The following is a 23,971-nucleotide window of genomic DNA, read 5'->3' as shown; positions in this document are numbered from 1 at the left end:
CGCGCGTAACTTGCTAATCTGTCGGCGAATTCGCCTAAAAATGAAGACTATTTCTGTTATGGAATCCTGGAAAGTTAACCTCATTTCAGTCTGGTTCGGCTGTTTCTTCACCGGACTGGCTATCAGCCAGATATTGCCCTTCCTGCCGCTGTACGTGTCGCAGCTGGGGGTCACTTCCCATGAAGCGCTCTCCATGTGGTCCGGCCTGACGTTCAGCGTGACGTTTCTGGTATCTGCCATAGTGTCACCGATGTGGGGAAGTCTGGCGGACCGTAAGGGGCGCAAATTAATGTTGCTTCGCGCCTCGCTGGGGATGGCGATAGCCATTTTGCTCCAGGCCTTCGCCACCAACGTCTGGCAGCTGTTTATTCTGCGGGCGATTATGGGGCTGACTTCCGGGTACATTCCGAACGCCATGGCGCTGGTGGCCTCGCAGGTACCGCGCGAGCGGAGCGGCTGGGCGCTCAGCACGCTTTCCACGGCACAGATCAGCGGAGTGATTGGCGGCCCGCTGCTCGGCGGCTTCCTGGCTGACCATGTAGGGCTGCGTGCGGTCTTTATCATTACCGCCATCCTGCTGACAATCAGCTTTATGGTCACCCTTTTTCTGATCAAAGAGGGCGGGCGGCCTGCTGTAAGTAAATCCGAACGACTGAGCGGAAAGGCAGTTTTCGCCTCGCTGCCTTATCCTGGCCTGATGATCAGCCTCTTTGTCACCACGATGGTGATCCAGCTCTGCAACGGCTCGGTGGGGCCGATTCTGGCGCTGTTTATCAAGTCGATGGCGCCGGACAGCAGCAACATTGCTTTTCTGAGCGGGATGATTGCCGCTGTGCCGGGCGTGTCGGCGCTGATGTCCGCGCCGCGTCTGGGAAAACTGGGTGACAGGATCGGTACGGCGCGCATTCTGATGGCAACGCTCATCATCGCCGTGATCCTCTTCTTTGCCATGTCGTTCGTCACCACACCGCTTCAGCTTGGCGTGCTGCGCTTCCTCCTTGGTTTTGCCGATGGCGCCATGCTGCCTGCGGTTCAGACGCTGCTGGTGAAATATTCCAGTGACCAGGTAACAGGCCGCATTTTTGGCTACAACCAGTCGTTCATGTATTTAGGCAATGTAGCGGGCCCGCTGATTGGCGCATCGGTCTCGGCGATGGCGGGTTTTCGCTGGGTATTTGCCGCAACGGCGGTGGTGGTACTTATTAATATTATTCAACTGGCCTTTGCCTTACGCCGTCGCAGGCAAATCGCTGAGGCAAAGTCAGCCCGGTAAACACGATAATATATTATTTATTCTTATGAACGCCGCATTTTTATATAACGAAATGCGGCGCGTTTCTTTTAGAAAAACGTTTCGCTCCCGGTTCGGAATATCTTTTTTGGCAGCGATGTCACTTTTGCATAAGAGAAAATCAATCCATGCTTTGCATTATTCATTGAGGGTGTTAATTTCAGGGGGAATCACAAAAGGAAATAGCACCATGAAAAATCTTATTGCTGAGTTGTTGGTTAAGCTTGCCCAAAAGGAAGAAGAGTCGAAAGAGCTGGTAGCCCAGGTCGAGGCGCTGGAAATCGTCGTTACGGCACTGTTGCGACAGATGGCAAAACCGGAGCAGGAAGCGTTGATAGACAACGTTGAAGGCGCGCTGGAGAACGCTCGCCCTGATTCACAGGTGCCCGCAGAAGATGCGGAGCTGCTTCAGCAATACGTAAAGAAGCTTTTAAGGCATCCTCGCAGCTAACCTGCCAGAGGTGAAAATGACGTGTCACAGAATTGTCATGCAGGATGCCTGGCGTCGCGCTGTTTTTATTTTTACCCACTTGTTATGGGGTAATTAAATTGAAGCAGAGCACACTTTTCACCGCATTATTTACGTTATTAATGACTTTTGTCCTTCCGGCGTAACCGGGTAATGATAATCGCACCGCAATGGAACTGAAATAACCGGGAAGCCCGGCGAAAATCATGGTTGCAGGGTGGTTTTTTTCCCGTAACGAACCAGACTTAACGTGGAACTTCACATAAAGGATGGTGCAATGAAAACAACAATACTGGTTACCCTGCTTTCTGGCCTGTGTCTGATGGCCTCAGCACACGCGGAAGAGAAAACGTTAACGCCCCAGCAGCAGCGCATGACAACCTGTAACCAACAGGCGACATCGCAAAGTCTGAAAGGGGATGCCCGTAAAACGTATATGAGCGACTGCCTTAAGAAGGGTGCGACCAAACCGGGTGAAAAAAGCCTGACCCCGCAGCAGCAAAAAATGCGCGAGTGTAATGCTCAGGCGACGCAGCAGATGCTGAAAGGCGACGATCGCAGCAAGTTCATGAGCGCGTGCCTGAAGAAACAGGCGTAGTGCTAAGGGTGAGCCACGGCAGTGGCTCACCCAAAATTTCATACTTTCGCTGTCATTCCCTCACTATAGTTGGGGAAATGGTTTCATAATTTTCCCAAGAAAGATGAGCGATGAATGTTATGAAATCACGAGCACATTCGGGAAGCGGGCACCAGCAGCTTTTACTGGATGACTCGTTCCGTTCCGGCGGCGTTATTCGTCAGGACTTACTCAGCTTCTCTGATTTTTCCATGCATTTTTGCATCGCCTCGATCACGGCGGAGCGGAAGCCACGATCTTCCAGCACGCGCACGGCTTCAATGGTCGTGCCGCCCGGCGAGCACACCATATCTTTCAGTTCGCCCGGATGTTTACCCGTTTCCAGCACCATTTTGGCCGAGCCCATTACCGCCTGCGCCGCAAATTTGTAAGCCTGCGCGCGCGGCATGCCGCCCAGCACGGCGGCATCCGCCATGGCTTCGATAAACATAAAGACATACGCCGGCGCCGAGCCGCTCACGCCAACTACCGGGTGGATCATCGCTTCGGCAATCACTTCCGCTTCGCCGAAGCAGCGGAAAATATTCAGTACATCCGCCACGTCTTCAGACGTCACCAGGGCGTTCGGGGTCACGGAGGTCATGCCGGCATTTACCAGCGACGGGGTGTTTGGCATGGCGCGAACAATCTTACGGTCGTGGCCCAGCGCGCGGGCGAGCTGATCGAGGGTCACGCCTGCGGCAATCGACACCACCAGGGTATCTTTATTCAGGCTGGAGGTGATCTCGCTCAGGACTTTAATCATGATATTCGGCTTAACGGCGCCAAAGACAATGTCCGCCACCTGAGCCACTTCCTGCGCGCTTTCGGCGGCGTTGATACCATACTCATCACGCAGCGCCGCGACTTTATCCGGTGACGGGGTATAGACCCAAATCTGCCCCGGCAGCACCTGGCCGCTGGCAATCAGTCCACCGAGGATAGCTTTACCCATGTTCCCGCAGCCGATAAACCCGATTTTCTTATCCATCACGTCTCTCCGTTTTTATGCGTTGTTATCTCTCACTGATAGCTTAACAACGAAATGCAGGCGACAATAGTCGCCAGAATCATATTGGGGAGAGACTATGGCGATTTGGGTTGATGCGGACGCGTGTCCGAACGTGATCAAAGAGATTTTATTTCGCGCTGCCGAGCGCGTGCAGATGCCGCTGACGCTGGTGGCGAACCAGAATATCCGCGTGCCGCCCTCCAGATACATTCGTTCTCTGCGCGTTCCGGCCGGGTTCGACGTGGCGGATAACGAGATAGTACGCCTGTGCAGCGCAGGGGATTTGGTGATCACCGCAGATATCCCGCTGGCGGCCGATGTTCTGGCGAAAGGGGCGGCGGCGCTGAACCCGCGCGGAGAACGTTATTCTCCGGCAACGATCCGCGAGAAACTTACCATGCGTGATTTTATGGATACGCTGCGTTCCAGCGGCGTGCAGACCGGTGGGCCAGATAGCCTGTCGCAGCGCGATCGCCAGCAGTTTGCCGCCGAGCTGGATAAATGGCTGCTGGAAGTGAAACGCCGCCCGGCGTAGTCATCCTCCGGGTTGTTTTGTGGTACAGTGTGGCTTCCACAGGCTTGTCATTCCGTACCGCTTTGCAGTAAAGTTAGCGCAACATCTTCTGCAATCATTTCTTTACAGCCTTCAGTTATCCGGCATCAAGGGGAACACCTGGTTATGAACCCACCCATCTTTTTAGTTGGCCCTCGCGGCTGTGGGAAAACGACCGTTGGTCTGGAGCTGGCGCGTTTGTGCCAGAGTCAGTTCGTCGATACTGACCACTGGCTCCAGGAGAATGCCGGTCAGACCATCGCCGATATCGTGGAAAATGAGGGGTGGGAGAGCTTTCGCGCGCGCGAAACGGCTACGCTGGAAGCGGTGACCGCACCGTCAACCGTGATTGCAACCGGTGGGGGCATTATTCTGGCACCGTACAATCGTCAGTTTATGCGCGAAAAAGGTGTCGTGATCTACCTCTGTGCCCCGGTGTCGACGCTGGTGGGGCGGCTGGAAGCCTTTCCGGAAGAGGGGCAGCGCCCGGCGCTGACCGCGAAACCGCTGAGTGAAGAGGTCAGCGACGTGCTCGCCGAACGCGATGCGCTATACCGCGAGGCGGCACACCATGTTGTGGATGCCTCGGCGTCACCCGAAAAAGTTGCGATTCAGATTATTACCGCCCTGCGTTTGGCTTGCGCCAGCTAACAGCCGTCTATACTCATAGCTCAAACATAAAAAAAGGATGAGCTATGCCAACCAGACCTCCCTATCCACGTGAAGCCCGCATCGTTACCGTTGAAAAAGGTAATGGCGATGAGACCGTAACCTGGTATCAGCTGCGTGCCGATCACCCCAAACCGGATTCGCTGATCAGCGAACATGAAACCGAACAGGAAGCGCGGGATGCGAAACGGCGCTATGAGGATCCAGATAAGTCCTGATAAAAGTCCGAATTCGTTACAACCGTGCCTGCATCACACTTTTAACTTATCGCCAATGTTAAGTAGCAGTTAATATTTAGTTATTACAGGTGGATTCGGAAAGGCCAGTCGATCTTTACACTACGGTGTAGAGATCCCCTGCTACGCTTGGTGCTGTTTTGTTGAATAAATGAACGGTGCAGCGTAGTGAGCCTGTACCTGTGTGGCAGTTGTGGTAGTAACGAAAGGCGATCAAAATGAAGGCGACGTTGGCGATCCTCACAATCGGTGTGGTCCCTGTAAGCGAAGTATTACCGCTCCTCACGGAGCATATCTCTGAACAACAGATTAAGCATCTTAGCCTGTTAGGGAAGATGAGTCGGGAAGAGGTCATGGAGGACTACGCTGTCGAGGCGGGGGATGAGCCCCTGGCAACGTTATTAAGCGACGGTAAACTGGCGCATGTGTCGCGCCAGAAAATTGAGCGCGCGCTACAGGGCGTGATCGAAGTGCTCGATAATCAAGACTATGACGTTATTTTGCTGATGAGCACGGCACCGGTTAAAGGGCTTAGCGCGCGTAACGCCATTCTGCTTGAACCGATGCGGATCATTCCGCCGCTGGTGGCGTCAATTGTGGATGGTCACCAGGTTGGGGTCATCGTTCCCGTTGAAGAACTGCTGGATAACCAGACGGTGAAGTGGGCCGCGCTGGAGCACACTCCGCTGTACGCGCTGGCAAATCCGTTCTGGGACAGCGAAGCGAAACTGATTGCGGCGGGACAGGAGTTGATCGACAGAGGGGCGGATGTCCTGATGCTGGACTGCCTGGGGTTCCATCAGCGGCATCGTGATTTACTGCAAAAGGCGCTGGATATTCCGGTGCTGCTCTCTAACGTCCTGATGGCGCGCCTGGCGTCGGAATTACTGGTGTAATGAATTTTGCGTGACAGGTCATGAGCATGGCCCCTATAGTGGATTTTTCTCTATAAATATAAGGGCCAGTTCATGCTTCAAAGTAACGAATACTTTTCCGGTAAAGTGAAATCCATTGGTTTTACCAGCAGCAGCACTGGCCGCGCCAGTGTCGGCGTAATGGCAGAAGGGGAATACACCTTTGGCACCGCAGAAGCGGAAGAGATGACGGTAGTCAGCGGCGCGCTGAACGTCTTACTGCCGGGTGAAACGGAGTGGAAAGTCTATAGCGCCGGGCAGGTATTCAACGTGCCGGGCCACAGCGAGTTCCATTTACAGGTTGCAGAACCAACCTCTTATCTGTGCCGCTATCTGAAGTGATGTTTTTTCCCTCTCCCCGTTGGGGAGAGGGTGATGGAGAATTATCTCTGCGCTTCGCCGCCGAGGCCTTCCACCAGATTCTGGATCAGCGCCGCCAGCTCGCCGGTCATCAGAATAAAGTCTGCGTCAAAGCGCTGGGCATAATCTTCGCGGTCGATATCTTCGTTCTGATCGCGCAGTTCATCGCAGAATTTCAGACGCTTCACCGAGCCGTCATCACACATCACAAACTGAATGCGCTGCTGCCAGTCGAGCGCCAGTTTGGTCACCACTTTGCCCGCTTCAATGTGCACGGCGATTTCGTCGCTCACCAGATCCTGTTTCTTCGCGCGGATCACGCCGCCGTCTTCCAGCAACGCTTTCAGCTCTGCTTCATCAAGGATCTGGAAGCCCTGAGCGGCCGTCCCGCTGCGCACCCACTCCGTCAGGGTCAGCTCAATCGGCGTTTCCAGCGCCAGCGGAACCACCGGCAATGAGCCAAGGCTCTTACGCAGCAGCGCCAGCGTATCTTCCGCTTTTTTGGCGCTGGCGCAGTCCACCATGATCAGCCCGTTAACGGTGTCGATCCACATCATGGTCTGGCTAAAGCGGCTAAAGGCGCGCGGCAGCAGCGAGTGCAGCACTTCATCCTTCAGCGAATCTTTTTCGGTTTTTTTAAGCTTACGGCCCTGTTCAGCTTCCAGCTTGAAGATCTTCGCTTCGAGCGCCTGCTTAACCACGGGCGTTGGCAGGATCTTCTCTTCTTTACGGGCGCAAACGATGATTTGCCCCGTGCTGCTGGCGTGGGTCAGCGCATCGCTTTGAGAACCCATTGGCGGAACCCAGCCGGTTTTTGCCATATCCTGGCTACCGCAAGGGGTAAAGGAGTAAGCGGCTAACTGTTTTTCCATCTCTTCTGCACGCAGCGAAACGTCGCGGCTGAGACGGTAAACCATCAAATTTTTGAACCACAGCATGATAATTTCCACGGCCTTGTCGTTAAATCAGCGGGCATGATAACGAATTGTCGCATCGCTTGCATTGCTAATCGGGATGCGGGCTTCTACTCTGTTGATAATCAAAATAATGAGGAGTGTCTTGTGCGTATTGGGATTGATTTGGGCGGCACCAAAACAGAAGTTATTGCGCTGAGCGAGCAGGGAGAGCAACTGTTTCGCCACCGTCTGCCTACGCCGCGCGATGATTATCACCAGACCCTCGAAACGATTGCTCGCCTGGTCGATATGGCAGAGCAGGCAACGGGCGAGACGGGGACGGTGGGGATAGGGATCCCCGGCTCCATATCGCCTTATACTGGCGTGGTGAAAAATGCCAACTCCACCTGGCTCAACGGTCAGCCGTTTGATAAAGACGTAAGTCAACGTCTCAACCGGGAAGTGCGTCTGGCAAATGACGCCAACTGCCTGGCGGTGTCCGAGGCCGTCGATGGCGCCGCGGCAGGCGCGCAGACCGTTTTTGCGGTCATCATCGGCACCGGCTGCGGGGCGGGCGTGGCTATCGGCGGACGCTCACATATTGGCGGCAACGGCACCGCGGGCGAGTGGGGACACAACCCGCTGCCGTGGATGGACGAAGATGAACTCAAATACCGCGCCGAAGTACCGTGCTACTGCGGCAAGCAGGGCTGTATTGAGACCTTTATTTCCGGTACGGGGTTTGCCACCGATTATCATCGTCTGAGCGGCCAGCCGCTGAAAGGTAACGAGATTATGCGTCTGGTTGAGGAGCAGGATCCGGTGGCTGAACTGGCGCTCAGCCGCTACGAAATGCGGCTGGCAAAATCCCTGGCGCATGTGATCAATATTCTCGATCCTGACGTGATTGTGCTGGGCGGCGGCATGAGCAACGTCGACCGGCTGTACGCGACGGTGCCCACGCTGATAAAACAGTGGGTATTTGGCGGCGAGTGCGAAACGCCGATCCGCAAAGCCGTCCACGGTGATTCCAGCGGCGTGCGCGGCGCAGCGTGGTTGTGGCCGGAATAAACGCAAAACAGCAACGCAAGTTTTTGTACCCTCTCCCACGGGGAGAGGGCCAGGGTGAGGGCACCAGACCGCAGCGCCCCATCATTTAACCCACCGCAAACTCCCTGTCCAGCCTGCTGTATCCCAGCCCGTTGATCTTCTTCACTTTGATCTGCACCGGAATACGATCTTTCATTGCCTCGACGTGACTGATCACGCCGATGGTTTTCCCGGTGGCGTTTAGCGCGTCGAGCGCATCCAGCGCGGTATCCAGCGTTTCGCTGTCGAGCGTGCCGAACCCTTCATCCAGGAACAACGAGTCAATCCGCGTTTTGTGACTGACCAGATCGGAAAGCGCTAAGGCCAGCGCCAGGCTGACCAGAAAACTCTCCCCGCCGGAGAGGGTGCGCGTATCGCGTACCGCATCGGCCTGCCAGGTGTCGACCACCTCCAGCTCCAGCGCGTCGCTCGCTTTACGCTGGAGCAGGTAGCGGCCGTGCAGACGGTTGAGCTGCTGGTTGGCAAGCCACACCAGATTATCCAGCGTCAGCCCCTGGGCAAATTTACGGAATTTATCGCCGGTGCTGGAGCCTATCAGCGCATTGAGATAGCCCCAGTCGTCGGCCTGACGCGCCGCCTCCTCAATCTGCTGCATTAACGCCTGCTGGTGCAGACGGTTATCGCTGTCCTGTTTGAGCTGCTGGCGGATCTCCCCCTGATGCGTGGTGTTGTCCCGAAGCTGCTGCGCCAGCTGCTGTAACCGTGCCTGAAGGGTTGCGACATCGGTTTCCAGCCCCTCCGGGCGTTGTGCCTGGTGCGCCTGAAGCTGCTGGCTTGCCTGTACCGAGAGCGCCATGGCCTGCTGAAGCTGGTTCTCGAGCGTCTGCTTTTGCTGTTCAAGCTGGCGGATCGACGCATCATCCAGCAGGGCGGCGAGAAATGCCTCGCGATCGGCGAAGCAGCTCGCGGTCAGCGCGGCGCTGAACTGAGCCTGCGATTGCTGAAGCCGTTCACGCTCCAGGGTCTCCTGCTGCTGTAGGGTGGCGAGCTGGCTTTGCAGCGACACGCATTCGTCGTGGATCGCGCGCCAGTTTTCAGGGATCACCGCGTCGGCTCCTGTATTATCAGAAACCGGCAGCGTATCCAGAATGGGCATCAGGGCGTTAATACGCTCCTGAATCGTACCGTGCTGGGCCTGTTTTTCCTGCCACCGGGCGTATTCGTTTTCGCGCGCGCTGAGCCAGGCGTTTTCAGCACCCTCATCGGGCTCGCTAAGCGACAGCGACCGTAACGAGGCCGCCTGCGCCTGACGCGTCGCCGCCAGCTGCTGCTGGTGCTGGCGCGCCTGTCCTTCCTGTTCATTGAGCTGGTTTTGCAGCGTCAGACGCTGGCTTAGCTGATAAAGCTGGCGTTCGTACTGCTCCTGTTCGTTCATCCAGGGGGCGATATCATCCTGAATGTTCAGCGCTATGTTCAGCGAAGTGCAGACCTCCAGCCACTCTTTAGTGAGTGCTTGCTCTTCCTGAGAGAGTGACTGGGCTTCCGCTGTCTCGCGCTGGATCTGCTGGGTCAGCGCACTGACCTGCCCGAGCACCAGCAACCCTTCCTCTTTCAGCGCGGCAACCTCTTTTTCGAGGGCATCGCGGCGGCGCTGACTGTCGGTCAGTTCGAGTGCCTGATACTGCACCACGGCCGGATGTTCGCATGAGCCGCAGAGCGGGCAAGGCTTACCGGCTTCCAGCTGAGCACGATAGTTCTCAAGATCTTTGATTGTCGCTTCACGCTCACAGAGCGCCTTAAGATCGACAAAGTGCTGATTTTTCTCTTTATACTGCTGGCGGCGCAGGGTCAGGGTGTCGTTGAGCGTGACCTGCTCAGCCTGTGCTTTCTTCACGCTTTCCGCATTCTGGCGCAGCCGTTTTTGCAGCGGCTGATAGCGAGCGTGAAGCGCGGTCAGGCGCTGGCGAAGCGCCCGCATGTGTGCCTGTTGCTCCATTGCCGTCGTGATGGCCTCAGCCGTCAGCGTCAGCGTACTTTCCGGCATCCCTGCCAGCTTCTGGCGGAGCTCAGCAATGCGCGCCGACTGGGCCGCGAGCTGATTTTTATCGCGACTCAGCTGCGTAAAATGCGCCCGCCAGCCGGCAATTTCCTGTCCCCACTGACGGAAACGATCTTGTTCGGTCAGCCACTGCGTCAGCGCCGTGTGCTCTGTCTGCAACTGTTCACGGTTGCGCAGCGCACCGTTGCGGATACGCGCGCGCTGTGCCGCTCTGTCGAGTAAGCGAGTATTTACTTCAGCAATTCGCTCTGTGGTCTGCGACAGGCGGGCGGTCTGCTCCTGCTGGTGCTCCCACAGGGGGCGCAGCTGGGCGGCGGGCTGGGCCAACTGAAGCTTCGCCAGTTGGGGAGCGGCGTCCGTCAGAGCCTGTTGCGCCTGCTGCTGCGAAACGGCTGCGCGCTGCTGTTCACGTATTAGCTCGTCGTTACGCGTAAGCCACTGAAAATCTTTCTGTTGGCTCTGCTGCCGGGCCAGCAGGATCTTTTCTTCGTCAGTGAGTGCCTGCAAACTTTGCTGCAAGTGCTGCTGCTGTTCCTCGCTCAGCAGAACAACGCCTGCGGCCTGCGCTTCACACATCTCCAGCGCGCTGCGTGCCGCTTTATGTTTTTCGAAGACCATGGCGGAAATCTGGCCGTAAATTTCCGTGCCGGTCAGTTCTTCCAGCAGCTCAGCGCGATCGCTCGGTTTCGCGTTCAGGAAGGCGGCAAACTGCCCCTGAGAGAGCAGCATCGAGCGGGTAAAGCGTCCATAGTCCAGCCCGGTCAGTGCGGCGGTTTGTTCCAGCTTATCCGTGACTTTGTCGGCCAGAATTTTGCCGTCTTCGCAGCGGGCCAGCTCCACGCGCGGTGCCTGTAAGTTTCCGTCCGGCTGGTTGCGGGCACGGTTCTGGCTCCAGAAAGCGCGATAGGCGACGCCTTTAACCTCAAACTCCACCTCTGCCAGACATTCGGCGGTATCGCGCGTCATCAGGTCGTTTTGGGCCTGGGAGACCTTATTAAGGCGCGGCGTTTCGTGGTATAGCGCCAGGCAGATGGCGTCCAGCAGCGTGGTTTTGCCTGCGCCAGTGGCACCGGTGATGGCAAACAGCCCGTTGCTGGCGAACGGCTCCGCGGTGAAATCAATTTTCCACTCGCCTTTCAGTGAATTGAGATTTTTCAGACGCAGGCTCAGAATTTTCATGCGTTTTCTTCCTCGTCATTGAGGGTATGCAGGGTCTGGGCAAACAGCTCGTTAAGCCTCGTTTGCCTGGCCTCGTCCATCTCTTCATGCGCAAGCCGCCGCGCGAACACCTCTTCAACCCGGAGTTCGCTCAGCGTTTCACGTTGAGCGCTCAGCAGAATTTTCTCGCGCTGCTCGCGGCTGCGGCGTACCAGCAGCACCTCCACGGGAAGGTCTTCCGTCAGCGTCTGAATTTTACGCTGCATATCGTACAGGTAGTCGTCGGTGGCGATTTCGATATCGAGCCAGACGGGGGGGTTAAGCGCTGCGCCGCGCCACTGTTCAAGCTGGGCGGTAATGGCGGCCAGATCGCCTTTCAGCACCGCCAGCGGCTGGGTGACCGGGACCTCAAGCGTCTCAACGGCGCTGAGTTTGCCGTCGGTGAAGCTCACCAGATGCACGGATTTGGCTTTGCCCGTTTCGTCAAAACTGAGCGAAATGGGCGAGCCGCTGTAGCGGATGTGCTCGCAGCCGCCGATGATTTGCGCCCGGTGAATGTGTCCGAGGGCAATGTAGTCGGCGGGCGGGAAGTTCTGCGCCGGAAACGCGTCCAGCGTACCGATATAAATTTCGCGCACCGCGTCACTCTTACTGGCCCCGACGGTGGTGAGGTGTCCGGTGGCAACGATCGGAATGGCCTGTTCACCGCGCAGGGCACAGGCTTCCGTATGTTGCTGGTGGTAATAGCGCGTGATGGCCTGCAACAGATGCTGCTGCTTTTCGCTGCCGGACAGGCCGGCCTGGCTTTGCACGATATCGCGCGGGCGTAAAAACGGGATAGGGCACAGCACCGCGCCCGGCGTGCCGTCGCGTTTTTTCAGGATCTGCGGCGCGTGGCCGGCGCTGGCTACCACGGTGGTATTGAGGTACGCCAGAATATCGCGGGATTCATTCAGCATCGCCACGGAATCATGGTTTCCGGCGACAATCACCAGATGACAACCGGTTTGCTGGAGGTTGACCACAAAACGGTTGTACAGCTCACGCGCATAGCTCGGCGGCGATCCGGTATCAAAAATGTCGCCCGCTACAATGATTGCGTCCACCTCGTGAGCCTGAGCCGTCTCCAGCAGCCAGTTCAGGAACGCTTCATGTTCCGCGGCGCGGCTTTTGCTGTAAAAATTTTGACCCAGGTGCCAGTCTGAGGTGTGAAGTATGCGCATAAGAGATCCGTGGCAATAATAAGAAAGCAGGATTATAAACTTTCGGGGAGCGGAAAATAACCGCTGTAATAAAACAACAGTTTGCCATTTACCGTGGTAATGTTTTTCATAAATCTGTCATAAATCTGACGCATAATGACGCCGCATTACAGACTTGTAACTTAAATACGATAAGACAGGGCAAAGTATGGCGAGACGTATTCTGGTCGTAGAAGATGAAGCTCCGATCCGTGAAATGGTGTGCTTCGTGCTTGAACAAAATGGCTTCCAGCCGGTTGAAGCGGAAGATTATGACAGCGCGGTGAACCAGCTGAATGAACCCTGGCCCGACCTGATCCTGCTGGACTGGATGCTGCCTGGCGGTTCCGGATTGCAGTTTATCAAGCATATTAAGCGCGAGGCGATGACCCGCGATATCCCGGTAGTGATGTTGACGGCGCGCGGTGAGGAAGAGGATCGCGTGCGCGGTCTGGAAACCGGCGCGGACGATTACATTACCAAACCGTTCTCCCCGAAAGAGCTGGTGGCTCGAATCAAAGCGGTGATGCGCCGTATTTCACCGATGGCGGTGGAAGAGGTGATTGAGATGCAGGGGCTGAGCCTCGATCCTACCTCACACCGGGTCATGACCGGTGAAAATCCCCTCGATATGGGGCCCACCGAATTTAAACTCCTTCACTTCTTTATGACACACCCGGAACGCGTTTACAGCCGCGAACAGTTGCTGAATAACGTCTGGGGAACTAACGTCTATGTCGAAGACCGAACGGTTGACGTCCATATTCGCCGCCTGCGTAAAGCACTGGAACTGAGCGGCCACGATCGCATGGTACAGACGGTCCGCGGCACGGGTTATCGTTTCTCGACCCGTTTCTGAACAATGACAGGAGTGTGACGCGTGCTGGAACGTCTGTCATGGAAAAGGCTCGTCTTTGAACTGATCTTATGCTGTATTCCGGCCCTCATTCTGGGGGCTGTTTTTGGCTATCTGCCGTGGTTTTTACTGGTGGCCGTGACGGGACTGCTCGTCTGGCATTTCTGGAATTTACTGCGCCTCTCCTGGTGGCTATGGGTCGACAGGAGTATGACACCTCCGCCGGGAAGCGGGAGCTGGGAGCCGCTGCTCTACGGTCTGCACCAGATGCAGATGCGTAATAAAAAGCGCCGTCGTGAGCTGGGAAGCCTGATCAAACGCTTTCGCAGCGGGGCAGAGTCGCTGCCGGACGCGGTGATCCTGACGACGGAAGAAGGGACCATCTTCTGGTGTAATGGCCTCGCGCAACAGCTGCTGGGCCTGCGCTGGCCGGATGATAACGGCCAAAATATCCTTAACCTTCTGCGTTATCCCGAGTTCACGCTGTATCTGAAAAAGCGCGATTTTACCCGTCCGCATAACCTTAAGCTCAACAACGGTCGTCATCTGGAAATCCGCGTAATGCCCTACAGCGATCGGCAGTGGCTGATGGTGGCGCGTGACGTAACCCAGATGCACCAGCTTGAGGGCGCGCGCCGTAACTTCTTTGCTAACGTCAGTCACGAGCTGCGTACACCGCTGACGGTGCTTCAGGGCTACCTGGAGATGATGCAGGAACAAACGCTGGAGGGGGCGCCGCGTGAGAAAGCGCTGCATACCATGCGGGAGCAGACGTTCCGCATGGAAGGGCTGGTCAAACAGCTGCTGACGCTTTCAAAGATTGAGGCAGCCCCGTCGCTGGCGCTAAACGACATCATTGACGTGCCGATGATGCTGCGGGTGGTGGAGCGCGAGGCCCAAACGCTGAGCCACAATCAGCACTCGCTGGCTTTTGACGTTGATAACACGCTGAAAGTGCTTGGCAGTGAAGATGAGTTGCGCAGTGCTATCTCAAACCTGGTGTATAACGCCGTGAACCATACCCCGCAAGGGACGCATATTACGGTGCGCTGGCAGCATACCCCGGCGGGCGCTGAATTTAGCGTCGAGGACAACGGCCCGGGGATTGGGCCAGAACATCTCCCGCGTCTTACCGAACGGTTCTACCGGGTGGATAAAGCGCGCTCGCGGCAGACCGGGGGAAGCGGACTGGGGCTGGCAATCGTGAAGCATGCGGTGAGCCACCACGACAGCCGTCTTGATATCGAAAGTACCCTGGGCAAGGGCACGCGCTTTAGCTTCGTGCTCCCGGAACGATTAATTGCCAAAAAAAGCGCCTGACGGCAGGCGTGTCAGTTTACCTTTCCACGGGCCAGCACTTGCTGGCCCGTTTGCTTTGCAGTCAAGCGAAACGCGGCTGAATATTATACGGCTGCTGCTTTTTTGTTCGCATGATTAGCCATGAGTTTTTCTTATACATGGCATATTATTTTGGTCTGCATTTTCATGCTGGCATATTGTTCTGGTTTTACGATCCCTCCTTGCCTTTAAACGTTATAAGCGTTTAAATTGCCCCCCATATACTGTCAGACCGACTGTATATGCGTGGTAAATCGAAAAACTATTCTTCTCCACGCCAGGACGGGAGCATATCCCGCTGAAATTGAGCAAATTTTCCGCTGCATTGTCCCGTCAGGGATGGCGAAAATCTCAACGTTTTCAACACCACATCCACAGGCAGTAAGGTTTTATGACCCATCACTTGAAATCGCGTGACATTATCGCGCTGGGCTTTATGACATTTGCGCTGTTCGTTGGCGCAGGCAACATTATTTTCCCGCCAATGGTTGGCTTACAGGCGGGTGAACACGTCTGGACGGCTGCGTTTGGCTTCCTGCTGACTGCCGTGGGTCTACCGGTACTGACCGTCATCGCGCTGGCGAAAGTGGGCGGCGGTGTGGACAGCCTCAGCACCCCGATTGGCAAAGTGGCCGGCGTTCTGCTGGCAACCGTCTGCTATCTGGCCGTTGGCCCGCTGTTCGCAACCCCGCGTACGGCGACCGTCTCCTTTGAAGTGGGTATCGCTCCGCTGACCGGTGACGGCGCGATGCCGCTGTTTATTTACAGCCTGATTTACTTCGCCATCGTGATTCTGGTTTCTCTCTATCCGGGCAAACTGCTGGATACCGTAGGTAACTTCCTGGCACCGCTGAAAATTGTGGCGTTGATCGTGCTGGCGGTTGCGGCTATCGTCTGGCCTGCGGGTCCTATCAGCTCCGCGATGGACGCGTATGAGAACGCCGCGTTCTCAAACGGTTTCGTGAATGGCTATCTGACGATGGATACGCTCGGCGCGATGGTGTTTGGTATCGTTATCGTTAACGCCGCGCGTTCTCGCGGTGTGACCGAAGCGCGTCTGCTGACCCGCTACACCATCTGGGCTGGCCTGATGGCCGGTGTCGGCCTGACGCTGCTGTATCTGGCGCTGTTCCGTCTGGGTTCAGATAGCGCAACGCTGGTCGATCAGAGCGCAAACGGCGCGGCGATCCTGCATGCTTACGTGCAGCACACCTTTGGTGGGGCAGGCAGCATGCTGCTGGCAGCGCTGATCTTCCTGGCGTGCCTGGTAACGGCGGTGGGCCTGACCTGCGCCTGTGCAGAGTTCTTCGCCCAGTATCTGCCGCTCTCTTACCGCACGCTGGTGTTTATCCTCGGCATCTTCTCCATGGCGGTGTCGAACCTCGGTCTGAGCCACCTGATTCAGGTATCCATTCCGGTGCTGACGGCGATCTATCCGCCATGTATCGTGCTGGTCGTGCTGAGCTTCACGCGTCCGTGGTGGCATAACTCTACGCGAATTATTGCGCCAACCATGTTTATCAGCCTGATTTTTGGTATCCTTGACGGGATCAAAGCATCAGCATTTGCAGAAATCCTGCCAGCCTGGACACAGCGTCTGCCGCTGTCCGAGCAGGGCCTGGCCTGGCTGATGCCTTCCGTTGTTGCGCTGGTTCTGGCGATTGTTTGGGACCGTGCTGCCGGGCGTCAGGTAACCTCCAACGCCCATTAATCAACGGCAACAAATTGTTTAACCACGGGGCTTAAGGCCCCGTGGTTTTTTGTTTTTTTCGTGTTGAATGGCAAGATTTTAATGGAAAGCACTAACAAACTTAAACGTGGATTGAGCACCCGCCACATCCGCTTTATGGCGCTGGGCTCGGCTATCGGCACCGGTCTTTTTTATGGCTCGGCAGATGCCATCAAAATGGCCGGTCCAAGCGTTCTGCTGGCCTACATCATCGGCGGCGCCGCGGCTTATATCATCATGCGCGCGCTGGGTGAGATGTCGGTTCACAACCCGTCTGCCAGCTCGTTTTCACGCTACGCGCAGGAAAACCTGGGCCCGCTGGCCGGTTTTATCACCGGCTGGACCTACTGCTTCGAAATCCTGATTGTCGCGATTGCTGACGTAACGGCGTTTGGCATCTATATGGGGGTCTGGTTCCCCGCCGTGCCGCACTGGATCTGGGTGCTGAGCGTGGTGCTGATCATCTGCGCCGTTAACCTGATGAGCGTGAAGGTGTTTGGCGAGCTGGAGTTCTGGTTCTCCTTCTTCAAGGTTGCGACCATTATCATCATGATCCTCGCCGGTTTCGGCATCATTATCTGGGGTATCGGCAACGGCGGGCAGCCAACCGGCATCCATAACCTGTGGAGCAACGGCGGCTTCTTCAGCAACGGCTGGCTTGGGATGGTCATGTCGCTTCAGATGGTCATGTTCGCCTATGGCGGTATCGAGATTATCGGCATCACCGCCGGGGAAGCGAAAGACCCTGAGAAGTCCATTCCGCGCGCCATTAACTCGGTGCCGATGCGCATCCTGGTGTTCTATGTGGGCACGCTGTTTGTGATTATGTCCATCTACCCGTGGAACCAGGTGGGCACCAACGGCAGCCCGTTTGTTCTGACCTTCCAGCATATGGGCATTGCGTTTGCGGCCAGTATTCTCAACTTTGTGGTGCTGACCGCCTCGCTGTCGGCCATCAACAGTGACGTGTTCGGCGTGGGCCGCATGCTGCACGGCATGGCGGAGCAGGGCAGCGCGCCGAAGGTGTTTGCCAAAACGTCGCGTCGCGGCACTCCGTGGGTAACGGTGCTGGTGATGACCGTGGCGCTGCTGTTCTCGGTCTACCTTAACTACATCATGCCGGAGAACGTCTTCCTGGTGATCGCGTCGCTGGCGACCTTCGCCACCGTGTGGGTGTGGATCATGATCCTGCTGTCGCAGATTGCGTTCCGTCGCCGCCTGTCGCCAGAAGAGGCCAAAGCGCTCAAGTTCAAAGTGCCGGGGGGCGTGCCAACGACCATCGTCGGCCTCATCTTCCTGGTCTTCATCATTGGCCTGATTGGTTATCACCCGGATACCCGTATCTCCCTGTACGTGGGCTTCGCGTGGATCGTCCTGCTGCTGGTGGGCTGGATGTTTAAATGCCGCCGCGACCGTCAGCTGGCGGAAGCAGAGTAAGATAAAAATGCCGGGTGGCTCTGCGCTTACCCGGCCTACACGCCCTTTTGCCCCGGCAAAAAGTCTCATCCCCCGTCCTCCTCCCCCAATAAATTCCGTCATGGTGAGCTAACCTTAACAACCCTGTGGCAAGGTGACGTCAATTTCATCAAAGGGGATTCGTGATGTTAAACGCCTGGCACCTTCCGGTTGCCCCATTTGTTAAGCAAAACAAAGACAACCTTGTGATTACGCTCTGGCTGGCGGGGGAAAATCAGCCTGAACGCGTGACGCTGCGCGCCGAAGTGGATAATGAAGAAACGTCGCTGAAAATGCACAAAGTGCGCAGCCAGCCGCAGCCGGGCATCACGGCGTGGCGGGCAAATATCGATTTGCGCAGCGGGCAGCCGCGACGCCGTTACGGCTTTAAGCTGCTGTGGAATAACCGTCAGCTGTGGTTTACCCCGCAGGGATTTAGCCGTTTTCCGCCCGCGCGCCTGGAGCAGTTTGCGGTGGACTGCCCCGATAGCGGACCGCAGTGGGTTAACGATCAGGTCTTTTACCAGATTTTCCCGGACCGCTTTGCGCGTTCTGAAAAGCGCACCGCCGAGCAGGACAAGATCTACTACCATCATGCGGTCGGTCACGACATCATCCTGAAAAAATGGGATGAGCCGCTAACCGCCCAGGCGGGGGGATCAACCTTTTACGGCGGCGATCTCGACGGTATTAGCGAAAAACTGCCGTACCTGAAAACGCTCGGCGTGACGGCGCTCTACCTGAACCCGGTGTTTAAAGCGCCAAGCGTACACAAATACGATACTCAGGATTATCGCCACGTTGACGAGCAGTTTGGCGGCGACGAGGCGCTGCTGCGGCTGCGTCATAACACGCAAAAAGAAGGTATGCGTCTGATCCTCGATGGTGTGTTCAACCACAGCGGGGATTCTCACGGCTGGTTTGATCGTCACAATCAGTCGATGGGGGGCGCTTGCCATAATCCTGACTCACCGCAGCGTGACTGGTACAGTTTTGACGAGGAGGGGCGCGCTCTGGACTGGCTGGGCTACCCGAGCCTGCCGAAGCTTGATTTCCAGTCGCCCTCGCTGGTGAACGAGATCTACGGCGGGGAAGACAGCATTGTGCGCCACTGGCTCAAAGCGCCGTGGAATATGGACGGCTGGCGGCTGGACGTGGTGCATATGCTGGGGGAAGCGGGTGGGGCGCGAAATAATCTACAGCATGTCGCCGCCATTACCCGCTCGGCAAAAATGGCCCGCCCGGAGGCATTCGTTTTCGGGGAGCACTTTGGCGATGCGCGCCAGTGGTTGCAGGCAGATGCGGAAGACGCGGCGATGAACTATCGCGGCTTCACCTTCCCGCTGTGGGGGTTCCTCGCAAACACCGATATCTCTTACGATCCGCAGCATATTGACGCCGAAACCTGCATGGCGTGGATGGAGAACTATCGCGCCAGCCTTTCGCATCAGCAGCAGCTGCGGATGTTCAACCAGCTCGACAGCCACGATACCGCGCGCTTTAAGTCGCTGCTGGGTAAAGATGTGGCGCGCCTGCCGCTGGCGGTGACCTGGCTCTTCACCTGGCCGGGCGTACCCTGCATCTACTATGGCGATGAAGTCGGGCTGGACGGCAACAACGATCCGTTCTGCCGTAAAACCTTCCCGTGGGAGCCTGAAAAGCAGGATCAGGATCTGTTCAGCCTGTACCAGCGCATGGCGACGCTGCGCAAGCAGAGCCAGGCCCTGCGCTACGGGGGCTGTCAGGTGATGTACGCCCACGATAACGTGGTGGTGTTTGTCCGCGTCTATAACCAGCAGCGCGTGCTGGTTGCAATCAACCGGGGCGAGGCGTGCGAAGTCGTGCTGGACAATTCCCCGCTGCTGGCCGGTAAAACGTGGAAGAGCAAGGAGGGCAAAGCGACGTTCCTGGAGAGCGTGCTCACGCTTCCCGCTATCTCTGCGGCGGTCTGGTTCGGCGGTTAACCGCAGGCAGAAGGGTTTTCACCTTTTAAGATGGCGCAAATGCAACTATTTGTGTCAATCTTAACGGATCGTTTACGGTGAAGGTGGAAACATGGACGAGCTTTACATCCTTGGCTGTTTGTTCCTGGTTTTTGCGCTGGTAGTGGCACCCGTGCTGACGGTTATCGGCTTTAACCGAAGCACGGCGGCGAAGCAGGAGATCGCCCGGCTTCGCCAGCGCATTGAGGCGCTTGAGCAGCGTGGTGTGGCTGAAAAAGTGCCGGAGCCGGTGCAGTCCGTCACGCCGGTGGAGGAACCAGCGGCAGAGGCCGTTACCGCACTTGTCGATCCCTGGCGTCCCGAACCGCCCGTCACCGAAGCAAAACCTGCACCTGTACGGGCGGCAAAACGGCCTTCCGCCTTTGGCGGCATTCTCTCCTCGCTGACGCGCTGGTTTATGCAGGGCAATCCGCTGGCGAAGCTGGGGATAGTGCTGCTCTTCCTGGGTCTCTCTTTCCTGCTGCGCTATACCGTTGAACATTCACTGTTCCCGCTTGAGCTGCGCCTTGCCGCCACGGCGCTGTTTGCCATGGTTCTGCTGGTCATTGGCTGGCGGCTGCGGCACAGGCAGCGGATCTATGCCCTTATTCTCCAGGGCGGGGCGACCGGCGTGCTCTACCTGACCGTCTTTGGCGCATTCCGGCTGTGGCAGATGCTGCCGATGACACTGGCGTTTGCGCTGCTGGTGGTGATTTGCGCGGCGAGCGTTGGGCTGGCCGTTCTGCAAAGGGCCCTGAGCCTTGCCATGCTGGCGAGCCTCGGCGGGTATCTCGCCCCGCTGCTCCTGTCGACGGGCGGGGGAAGCTTTGTGGCGCTGTTCTCCTTCTATCTTCTGCTGTCCATCGGCATTCTCGTCATCAGCATCTGGCAGCACTGGCGCGAGCTCAATCTGCTCGGGCTGCTCTTTACGTTCGGCGTTGGCGGCTTGTGGGGGCTGAGCGACTACCAGCCTGAAGACTACGTCATCTGCCAACTGTTTCTGATCGCCAATACGCTGATTTTCGGCGTGTTTAGCGTGGCGCTGTCGCTGCGGGCGCAGGAAAAAGGCAAGCAGATTATTGACGGCGTACTGCTGTTTGCCCCGCCGCTGGTGGGGTTTGGGATGCAGTACGGCATGACCTCGCACTGGACGTACGGCCCGGCGCTCAGCGCGCTGGGCTACGGTGCGTTTTACCTCTCGCTGGCGTTTCTCGCGCTGCGGCGCTATCCCTCCATCGGACGACCGCTGGTTATGGCGGCGCTGGCGATTGGCGGCGGGTTTGCCACGCTTGCCATCCCGCTGGCGCTGTCGGCACGCTGGACGGCGATGGTCTGGGCGCTGGAAGGGCTGGGCATCCTGTGGCTGGGCGTACAACAGCAGCAGCGGCGCATGAGTTATAGCGGGACGGCGCTGCTGGTCCTGGCGCTCGGCAGCGCCACGTGGGCGCAGATGAACGGCGTCACGTCGCTGAGCCTGCTGCTGATCTTCGCGGTGCTCAGCCTCTGCTGGCTGGCTGCGGCCTGGCTGTGGCGGAAAATCGCTCAGCCGGGCAGCTGGGCGCTGCTGGCCGGCGGGCTGCTGTTCTGGCTGGTGGCGCTGATGGGCGCGTCGCAGCTGATCCTCAAGCCGGAGCTAGCGGTTCTGGCGGGCGTGCTGGCGCTGACGGCGGCGTCGGCCTGGGGCTGGCGGCAAATTGCCGCGCGTCTGGCATGGCGGGAGCTGGATGCCAGTAAATGGCTGCTGTGGCCGATGATGCTGCTGATGGTGCTGTATCAGGTCTCGCACCAGCAGATCCTGGCGGCCGGCTGGGCAAATCTGGCCTGGTGTATTGCGCTTCCTGCCGCCCTGATGCTGCTGCGGCGCGACGAAGAAAAACGTCTTCCGCGCCTGTCGATGGGGCTGCACCTGTCGCTGTTGTGGATGATTTTGCTGGCGCTGGGCGCTGAGCTTTACTGGTTTGCCCGCTCCCTGCCGTGGGGGATGGCGGCCTGGGGAAGCGGCATCGCCATGGCTGTTGGCGGTGGGGTGATTATGATGCTCTCCGCGGCCGTTCGGCATCGCGCGTGGCCGTTCCGGGTCTGGCCTGCGCTCTATGCCTGTCTTAGCATGATACCGGTGGTTGTGGTGCTCCTGGTATTGCTGGTGGTCACCAATTTCCAGGACGGCGTGGTCTATCGTCAGACCTGGCTGCCGCTGGTGAACCCGCTTGAGGAAGGGGCAGCGTTCGCCCTGCTGGGGCTGGTGGTCTTCTATCGGGCCGTGGCGCGCTACTCTCCGGCATCGCTTGCGCAGTCGCGACCGTGGCCCGCCGTTGCGCTGATGGCGCTTGGCTTCTGGTGGCTTAACGGCGCGCTGCTGCGCGCGCTGGCGTGGTACGGCGAGGTGGCCTGGAACATGGAATCATTGTGGCATTCGCGGCTTATTCAGACCACCTTTGCCCTGTTCTGGATGTTCTGCGCACTGGTGGTGATGATCCGCGCCACCCGTCGGGCCTCCCGCCAGCAGTGGCTTGGCGGTGCGACGCTGCTGGGCGTGGTCATGCTCAAGCTGATGCTGGTGGACAGCGCGGGCGGAGGCGGCCTGGCGCGCGCCATCGCGTTTATTGGCGTGGCGATCCTGGTCCTGATTGTGGGCTATTTCTCGCCGCTACCGCCTAAAGCAGGAGAAGAAAAATGAAATGGATGAAAGCGGTTGTTTGTGCGGCACTGCTGGCCCAGTCCGGTCCGGCGATAAGCGAGAGCGCACCGGCGGAATCTCCCCGGGATTATGCCTTTGGCCTGTCCCTTGATACTTCAACAGCGTCGCCGTGGTATCGGGTCACGCTGCCGTTGTCCGTTTACCAGCAGAGCACATCGCCCGATCTGCGCGACGTTCGCGTGTTTAATCAGGCGGGTGAGGCGGTTCCGTTCAGCCTGGTTACCACAACGCGTCCGCAGCCGGCACCGACCACAACGCCTCTGCGCCTTTTTGCGCTTAACGCCTCGCCGGGCGGGGAAGAAAACAACGGCGAGAAAATTATGCTGCGGGCCAGAAACGGCGTGGAAATTGTGCTGGAAGGGCAGACAGCAGCGGCTGCTGGACAACACTATCTGCTGACTCTGCCGGAAAACGCGGCTGAGGTTCCGCTCTCTCAGCTCCAGCTGATTTGGGACGCGCCGCAGGGCTCGTGGCAGGGGACCGCATCGGTCTATTACGGTGAGGATCTGAAAAACTGGTCTACCCTGCGCGAAGAGATGCCGCTGCTGGACGTGATGAGCGGGCAGGATCGCCTTAAGCTCGACCGCATCGATACCGATCTGGTGTTATCCCCTGAGGCGAATCGTTATCTGCTTCTGGTGCTGAACACGGGGCGTTCTGCCCTGACGTTAACCGGCGTCAACGCCATTAACGCCCCTGCACAGGCGGGATCTGAACACATTAGCCTGGCGGGAGAGGGAGAGCGTGTATCCGAAAGCGAAGCCGTGTGGCGCTGGACGCATCCGCAACCCCTCAGCGCGATTGGCTTCATGCTGAATGGCGACGGCGTTCTCCCGGTAGAAATAACCTGGCGGAGTTCGGACAAAGATCGGTGGCATACGCTGAAAAAAGAGGTGATCTACCAGCTTGGCGGTAAAACGTCTGAACCCGTTTCGCTTCCGGGCGAGCTGGTCGAGGCGGTGAAAATTAACGCCCTGAACGCGCGCCTGCCGCAGAACCTGCCGGGCGTGACCGGGCAACGCGTGCGCTACGATCTGGTGTTCAACGCGCAGGGAAAAGGGCCGTACCTGCTCGCGTGGGGGAATGGGGCCGCTAAACCGGCAAGCGTGGAAATGGATATGCTGATCCCGTCCGGGCTGCGTAAGACCTACGATCTGGCAGCCTTGCCGATGGCCGATACGCTGGAGGCTGTCCCGCTGGGTGGCGAGGCGCGTTTAACCGCGACGTCTGCGGCAGAGCAGGAAAACCGGATGAAAACGCTGATGGTCTGGGGCGTACTGATCGCCGGGGTATTGCTGCTTGCGGGGATGGCATGGCGTGTCTGGCGCGAGGTAAAAAAAGACGGCGCCGCATAAGGCATAAAAAAACCCGCGTATTCGCGGGTTTTTC

The 23,971-nt window shown here is 57.7% G+C and carries 20 protein-coding genes; 16 read left to right on the top strand and 4 right to left on the bottom strand.

The genetic code is table 11. The features are described 5' to 3' along the window. Window positions 1-58: 58 nt before the first annotated feature. The 3 genes from INF58_RS18945 (at window position 59) to psiF (ending at window position 2,358) form a co-directional block, all read left to right on the top strand. Window positions 59-1,273 (top strand): multidrug efflux MFS transporter, encoded by a 1,215-nt coding sequence (locus INF58_RS18945; RefSeq protein WP_063869108.1) that lies wholly within the window; start codon window positions 59-61, stop codon window positions 1,271-1,273. Window positions 1,274-1,481: 208 nt separating this feature from the next. Beyond that, a complete protein-coding gene (gene iraP, locus INF58_RS18940; protein ID WP_063869106.1) occupies window positions 1,482-1,742 on the top strand; it encodes an anti-adapter protein IraP in 261 nt (86 codons plus the stop codon). A 295-nt stretch (window positions 1,743-2,037) separates the two neighbouring features. Continuing rightward, a complete protein-coding gene (gene psiF / locus INF58_RS18935; protein ID WP_063869104.1) occupies window positions 2,038-2,358 on the top strand; it encodes a phosphate starvation-inducible protein PsiF in 321 nt (106 codons plus the stop codon). Between the two features lie 199 nt (window positions 2,359-2,557). Here psiF and proC read toward each other — a convergent pair whose 3' ends face one another. Further along, window positions 2,558-3,367 carry a pyrroline-5-carboxylate reductase gene (proC, locus tag INF58_RS18930; protein ID WP_063451722.1) on the bottom strand — a complete coding sequence of 270 codons (810 nt, stop codon included), beginning with the start codon at window positions 3,365-3,367 and terminating at the stop codon, window positions 2,558-2,560. Between the two features lie 97 nt (window positions 3,368-3,464). Between proC and INF58_RS18925 the strand changes: the two genes are divergently transcribed. The 5 genes from INF58_RS18925 (at window position 3,465) to ppnP (ending at window position 6,102) form a co-directional block, all read left to right on the top strand. Continuing rightward, on the top strand, window positions 3,465-3,923 hold the full coding sequence (locus INF58_RS18925) for a YaiI/YqxD family protein (RefSeq protein WP_063451721.1): 459 nt from the start codon (window positions 3,465-3,467) through the stop codon (window positions 3,921-3,923). Between the two features lie 144 nt (window positions 3,924-4,067). After that, window positions 4,068-4,592, top strand: coding sequence for a shikimate kinase AroL (gene aroL, locus INF58_RS18920; protein WP_063869102.1), 525 nt, complete (start codon window positions 4,068-4,070; stop codon window positions 4,590-4,592). Between the two features lie 44 nt (window positions 4,593-4,636). Then, complete coding sequence (gene yaiA / locus INF58_RS18915) at window positions 4,637-4,828, top strand: protein YaiA (protein ID WP_193528290.1); 192 nt, start codon at window positions 4,637-4,639, stop codon at window positions 4,826-4,828. Window positions 4,829-5,064: 236 nt separating this feature from the next. Continuing rightward, a complete protein-coding gene (locus INF58_RS18910) occupies window positions 5,065-5,742 on the top strand; it encodes an AroM family protein (RefSeq protein WP_193036399.1) in 678 nt (225 codons plus the stop codon). A 72-nt stretch (window positions 5,743-5,814) separates the two neighbouring features. Beyond that, window positions 5,815-6,102 (top strand): pyrimidine/purine nucleoside phosphorylase, encoded by a 288-nt coding sequence (gene ppnP / locus INF58_RS18905; protein ID WP_003859131.1) that lies wholly within the window; start codon window positions 5,815-5,817, stop codon window positions 6,100-6,102. Window positions 6,103-6,143: 41 nt separating this feature from the next. Here ppnP and rdgC read toward each other — a convergent pair whose 3' ends face one another. Next, entirely contained in the window at window positions 6,144-7,058 is a 915-nt protein-coding gene (rdgC, locus tag INF58_RS18900) for a recombination-associated protein RdgC (RefSeq protein ID WP_006809928.1), read from the bottom strand. A gap of 123 nt (window positions 7,059-7,181) precedes the next feature. On the opposite strand from rdgC, the gene mak reads away from it, so the two are divergent. Beyond that, window positions 7,182-8,087, top strand: a complete 906-nt coding sequence (mak, locus tag INF58_RS18895) for a fructokinase (protein WP_131636063.1) — start codon at window positions 7,182-7,184, stop codon at window positions 8,085-8,087. Between the two features lie 85 nt (window positions 8,088-8,172). On the opposite strand, the gene sbcC is transcribed toward mak, so the two are convergent. Next, window positions 8,173-11,304, bottom strand: coding sequence for an exonuclease subunit SbcC (gene sbcC, locus INF58_RS18890; RefSeq protein ID WP_193528289.1), 3,132 nt, complete (start codon window positions 11,302-11,304; stop codon window positions 8,173-8,175). Then, window positions 11,301-12,506 carry an exonuclease subunit SbcD gene (gene sbcD / locus INF58_RS18885; protein ID WP_102749802.1) on the bottom strand — a complete coding sequence of 402 codons (1,206 nt, stop codon included), beginning with the start codon at window positions 12,504-12,506 and terminating at the stop codon, window positions 11,301-11,303. Before sbcD ends, sbcC begins: the two co-directional genes overlap by 4 nt. A 187-nt stretch (window positions 12,507-12,693) precedes the next feature. Between sbcD and phoB the strand changes: the two genes are divergently transcribed. The 7 genes from phoB (at window position 12,694) to INF58_RS18850 (ending at window position 23,937) form a co-directional block, all read left to right on the top strand. Next, window positions 12,694-13,383 carry a phosphate response regulator transcription factor PhoB gene (gene phoB, locus INF58_RS18880; RefSeq protein WP_003859122.1) on the top strand — a complete coding sequence of 230 codons (690 nt, stop codon included), beginning with the start codon at window positions 12,694-12,696 and terminating at the stop codon, window positions 13,381-13,383. A gap of 21 nt (window positions 13,384-13,404) precedes the next feature. Further along, window positions 13,405-14,700, top strand: a complete 1,296-nt coding sequence (gene phoR, locus INF58_RS18875; RefSeq protein ID WP_193528288.1) for a phosphate regulon sensor histidine kinase PhoR — start codon at window positions 13,405-13,407, stop codon at window positions 14,698-14,700. Between the two features lie 409 nt (window positions 14,701-15,109). Next, on the top strand, window positions 15,110-16,429 hold the full coding sequence (gene brnQ / locus INF58_RS18870; RefSeq protein ID WP_063451713.1) for a branched-chain amino acid transporter carrier protein BrnQ: 1,320 nt from the start codon (window positions 15,110-15,112) through the stop codon (window positions 16,427-16,429). 81 nt (window positions 16,430-16,510) lie between these two features. Further along, entirely contained in the window at window positions 16,511-17,884 is a 1,374-nt protein-coding gene (gene proY / locus INF58_RS18865; protein ID WP_063451712.1) for a proline-specific permease ProY, read from the top strand. Window positions 17,885-18,048: 164 nt separating this feature from the next. Continuing rightward, the gene (gene malZ / locus INF58_RS18860; RefSeq protein WP_193528287.1) at window positions 18,049-19,866 is read left to right on the top strand and encodes a maltodextrin glucosidase; all 1,818 of its coding nucleotides are present in this window, start codon (window positions 18,049-18,051) and stop codon (window positions 19,864-19,866) included. Between the two features lie 91 nt (window positions 19,867-19,957). Beyond that, window positions 19,958-22,561, top strand: a complete 2,604-nt coding sequence (locus tag INF58_RS18855) for a DUF2339 domain-containing protein (protein WP_193528286.1) — start codon at window positions 19,958-19,960, stop codon at window positions 22,559-22,561. Beyond that, entirely contained in the window at window positions 22,558-23,937 is a 1,380-nt protein-coding gene (locus INF58_RS18850; RefSeq protein WP_193528285.1) for a DUF3999 domain-containing protein, read from the top strand. The genes INF58_RS18855 and INF58_RS18850 overlap by 4 nt, the downstream gene beginning before the upstream one ends. Window positions 23,938-23,971 lie beyond the last annotated feature (34 nt).

It is taken from the genome of Enterobacter cloacae complex sp. P24RS (assembly GCF_014982165.1).
Lineage (GTDB): Bacteria > Pseudomonadota > Gammaproteobacteria > Enterobacterales > Enterobacteriaceae > Enterobacter > Enterobacter quasihormaechei.
The sequence above is the reverse complement of the archived record's forward strand: the minus strand, read 5'-3'. Positions and strand labels throughout refer to the sequence as shown.

Bases quoted from the DNA above. Each gene is read 5' to 3' on its own strand.
- INF58_RS18945 (WP_063869108.1), top strand. From the start codon at position 59: ATGGAATCCTGGAAAGTTAACCTCATTTCAGTCTGGTTCGGCTGTTTC.
- iraP (WP_063869106.1), top strand. From the start codon at position 1,482: ATGAAAAATCTTATTGCTGAGTTGTTGGTTAAGCTTGCCCAAAAGGAA.
- psiF (WP_063869104.1), top strand. From the start codon at position 2,038: ATGAAAACAACAATACTGGTTACCCTGCTTTCTGGCCTGTGTCTGATG.
- proC (WP_063451722.1), bottom strand. From the start codon at position 3,367: ATGGATAAGAAAATCGGGTTTATCGGCTGCGGGAACATGGGTAAAGCT.
- INF58_RS18925 (WP_063451721.1), top strand. From the start codon at position 3,465: ATGGCGATTTGGGTTGATGCGGACGCGTGTCCGAACGTGATCAAAGAG.
- aroL (WP_063869102.1), top strand. From the start codon at position 4,068: ATGAACCCACCCATCTTTTTAGTTGGCCCTCGCGGCTGTGGGAAAACG.
- yaiA (WP_193528290.1), top strand. From the start codon at position 4,637: ATGCCAACCAGACCTCCCTATCCACGTGAAGCCCGCATCGTTACCGTT.
- INF58_RS18910 (WP_193036399.1), top strand. From the start codon at position 5,065: ATGAAGGCGACGTTGGCGATCCTCACAATCGGTGTGGTCCCTGTAAGC.
- ppnP (WP_003859131.1), top strand. From the start codon at position 5,815: ATGCTTCAAAGTAACGAATACTTTTCCGGTAAAGTGAAATCCATTGGT.
- rdgC (WP_006809928.1), bottom strand. From the start codon at position 7,058: ATGCTGTGGTTCAAAAATTTGATGGTTTACCGTCTCAGCCGCGACGTT.
- sbcC (WP_193528289.1), bottom strand. From the start codon at position 11,304: ATGAAAATTCTGAGCCTGCGTCTGAAAAATCTCAATTCACTGAAAGGC.
- sbcD (WP_102749802.1), bottom strand. From the start codon at position 12,506: ATGCGCATACTTCACACCTCAGACTGGCACCTGGGTCAAAATTTTTAC.
- phoB (WP_003859122.1), top strand. From the start codon at position 12,694: ATGGCGAGACGTATTCTGGTCGTAGAAGATGAAGCTCCGATCCGTGAA.
- brnQ (WP_063451713.1), top strand. From the start codon at position 15,110: ATGACCCATCACTTGAAATCGCGTGACATTATCGCGCTGGGCTTTATG.
- proY (WP_063451712.1), top strand. From the start codon at position 16,511: ATGGAAAGCACTAACAAACTTAAACGTGGATTGAGCACCCGCCACATC.
- malZ (WP_193528287.1), top strand. From the start codon at position 18,049: ATGTTAAACGCCTGGCACCTTCCGGTTGCCCCATTTGTTAAGCAAAAC.
- INF58_RS18855 (WP_193528286.1), top strand. From the start codon at position 19,958: ATGGACGAGCTTTACATCCTTGGCTGTTTGTTCCTGGTTTTTGCGCTG.
- INF58_RS18850 (WP_193528285.1), top strand. From the start codon at position 22,558: ATGAAATGGATGAAAGCGGTTGTTTGTGCGGCACTGCTGGCCCAGTCC.